1 protein-coding gene is annotated in these 3,675 nt (G+C 39.1%); it reads left to right on the forward strand.

Annotation, left to right across the window (positions count from 1 at the left end):
• Positions 1-3,675, forward strand: a 3,675-nt coding sequence (locus NOL38_RS10305; RefSeq protein ID WP_277942080.1) for a DUF445 family protein, incomplete at both ends; no start/stop codon positions are given.

Raw genomic sequence — 3,675 nt, forward strand, 5'->3', positions numbered from 1 at the left:
TTCCGAGTCAGTAAGTGAATCAATTTCAGAATCTGTATCAGAATCTACATCAGAGTCTATCTCTGAGTCAGTAAGCGAATCGATTTCAGAATCCGTCTCTGAATCTACATCAGAGTCCATCTCTGAGTCAGTAAGCGAATCGATTTCAGAATCTACATCAGAGTCAATTTCCGAGTCAGTAAGTGAATCAATTTCAGAATCTGTATCAGAATCTACATCTGAGTCTATCTCTGAGTCAGTTAGCGAATCGATTTCAGAATCCGTCTCTGAATCTATCTCCGAGTCAGTAAGTGAATCAATTTCAGAATCTGTATCAGAATCTATCTCTGAATCTACATCTGAGTCTATCTCTGAATCAGTGAGTGAGTCGATTTCAGAATATGTCTCTGAATCTATCTCCGAGTCAGTTAGCGAGTCGATTTCAGAATCCGTATCAGAGTCTATCTTCGAGTCGGTCAGCGAATCGATTTCAGAATCTACATCTGAGTCCATCTCTGAGTCAGTTAGCGAATCGATTTCAGAATCCGTCTCTGAATCTATCTCAGAGTCAGTAAGTGAATCAATTTCAGAATCTGTATCAGAATCTGCGTCTGAGTCTATCTCTGAATCAGTGAGTGAATCAATTTCAGAATCTGTATCAGAATCTACATCTGAGTCTATCTCTGAATCAGTAAGTGAATCAATTTCAGAATCTGTATCAGAATCTACATCAGAGTCCATCTCTGAGTCAGTAAGCGAGTCGATTTCAGAATCCGTCTCTGAATCTATCTCCGAGTCAGTAAGCGAATCGATTTCAGAATCTATCTCTGAATCTACATCTGAGTCTATCTCTGAATCAGTGAGTGAGTCAATTTCAGAATCTGTATCAGAGTCAGCGTCTGAATCAGTTTCTGAATCAATCTCTGAGTCAGTATCAGAATCAATCAGCGAATCCGTCTCTGAGTCAATCTCTGAGTCAGTAAGTGAGTCAATTTCAGAATCTGTATCCGAGTCAGCGTCTGAATCAGTTTCAGAGTCAATCTCAGAATCAGTATCAGAGTCAATTAGCGAATCAATTTCAGAATCTATCTCTGAATCTACATCAGAGTCCATCTCTGAGTCGGTAAGCGAATCGATTTCAGAATCAGTATCAGAATCAATTTCTGAGTCAGTATCAGAATCAATCAGCGAATCCGTCTCTGAGTCAATCTCTGAGTCTGTATCAGAATCAATTTCTGAGTCTGTATCTGAATCCGTATCTGAATCAGTATCAGAGTCAGTAAGTGAGTCAATATCTGAATCAATCTCAGAATCAGTAAGCGAGTCAGTGTCTGAGTCTGTATCTGAATCAATTTCAGAATCAGTATCAGAGTCTGTGTCTGAATCCGTTTCAGAATCAATATCAGAGTCAATCTCTGAGTCAGTATCTGAATCAATCTCAGAATCAATCTCAGAATCTGTGTCTGAATCAGTTTCAGAATCAATCTCAGAATCAATTTCTGAGTCTGTATCTGAATCAATCTCTGAGTCAGTATCAGAATCAATTTCAGAATCAGTATCAGAGTCAATCTCAGAATCTGTGTCTGAATCAGTTTCTGAATCCATCTCTGAGTCAGTTTCAGAATCTGTGTCTGAATCAGTATCAGAATCCGTATCAGAATCCATCTCAGAATCAGTAAGCGAGTCAGTTTCTGAATCAATCTCTGAATCTGTATCAGAGTCTATCTCCGAGCCAGTAAGCGAATCTATCTCAGAATCCGTATCAGAATCAGTCAGCGAGTCTGTATCTGAATCAATTTCAGAATCTGTATCAGAGTCAATCTCTGAGTCAGTATCAGAATCGGTGTCTGAATCAGTATCAGAATCCATCTCTGAATCAGTAAGCGAGTCAGTTTCTGAATCAATCTCTGAATCTGTATCAGAGTCTATCTCCGAGTCAGTAAGCGAATCTATCTCAGAATCCGTATCAGAATCAGTAAGCGAATCAATCTCTGAATCAGTATCAGAATCAATTTCTGAGTCTGTATCTGAATCCGTATCTGAATCCGTATCAGAGTCAGTAAGTGAGTCAATTTCAGAATCAGTATCAGAATCAATCAGCGAATCCGTATCAGAGTCCATCTCTGAGTCTGTATCTGAATCAGTCAGCGAGTCAGTGTCTGAATCCGTATCAGAGTCAATCTCAGAATCAGTCAGCGAGTCAGTCTCTGAATCTACATCAGAGTCAATTTCTGAGTCAGTAAGTGAGTCAATTTCAGAATCTGTATCCGAGTTAGTGTCTGAATCGATTTCAGAATCAGTATCAGAATCAATCAGCGAATCCGTCTCTGAGTCTGTATCTGAATCAATCTCAGAATCCGTATCTGAATCAGTAAGCGAGTCTGTATCTGAATCAATTTCAGAATCAGTATCAGAGTCCATCTCTGAGTCTGTATCTGAATCAATCTCAGAATCCGTATCTGAATCAGTAAGCGAGTCTGTATCTGAATCAGTATCAGAATCAATTTCTGAGTCAGTAAGTGAGTCAGTGTCTGAATCGATTTCAGAATCAGTATCTGAATCAGTAAGCGAGTCAGTATCAGAATCAATCTCTGAATCAGTATCAGAATCAATTTCTGAGTCAGTAAGCGAATCGATTTCAGAATCTGTATCAGAATCAACTTCAGAGTCAGTTTCAGAGTCAGTAAGTGAGTCAGTAAGCGAATCGATTTCAGAATCTGTATCAGAATCTATCTCTGAATCTACATCAGAGTCCATCTCTGAGTCAGTAAGCGAATCAATTTCAGAATCTGTATCAGAATCTACATCAGAGTCTATCTCTGAGTCAGTAAGTGAGTCAATTTCAGAATCTGTATCAGAATCTATCTCTGAATCTACATCAGAGTCCATCTCCGAGTCAGTAAGCGAATCGATTTCGGAATCTGTATCTGAATCAATTTCTGAGTCAGTATCAGAATCAATCAGCGAATCAGTATCAGAATCAATCTCAGAATCTGTATCAGAATCAATCTCAGAATCTGTATCAGAATCAGTAAGCGAGTCAGTATCTGAATCTATCTCTGAATCTACATCTGAGTCCATCTCTGAGTCTGTATCAGAATCAGTAAGCGAGTCAGTATCAGAATCAATCAGCGAATCCGTCTCTGAGTCAATCTCTGAGTCTATATCTGAATCAATTTCTGAGTCTGTATCTGAATCCGTATCCGTATCTGAATCAGTATCAGTATCAGAGTCAATCAGCGAATCAGTTTCTGAGTCTGTATCTGAATCAGTAAGCGAGTCAGTATCAGAATCAATTTCAGAATCAGTAAGCGAGCCAGTGTCTGAATCCGTCTCTGAGTCCATCTCTGAGTCTGTATCAGAATCAATTTCAGAATCTGTATCAGAGTCTATCTCTGAGTCAGTATCTGAATCGGTATCAGAATCAATTTCAGAGTCAGTATCAGACTCAGTATCAGACTCAATTTCAGAGTCAGTATCAGAATCAGTTTCTGAATCAATCTCTGAATCAGTATCAGAGTCAATTTCAGAATCAGTTTCTGAGTCCATCTCTGAGTCTGTATCTGAATCAGTATCAGAGTCAGTATCAGAATCCGTATCAGAGTCAATCTCAGAATCAGTCAGCGAGTCAGTCTCTGAATCTATCTCTGAATCTACATCAGAGTCCATCTCTGAGTCTGTATCAGAATCAGTAAG

The organism is Streptococcus suis, from assembly GCF_029616525.1.
Lineage (GTDB): Bacteria > Bacillota > Bacilli > Lactobacillales > Streptococcaceae > Streptococcus > Streptococcus suis_AF.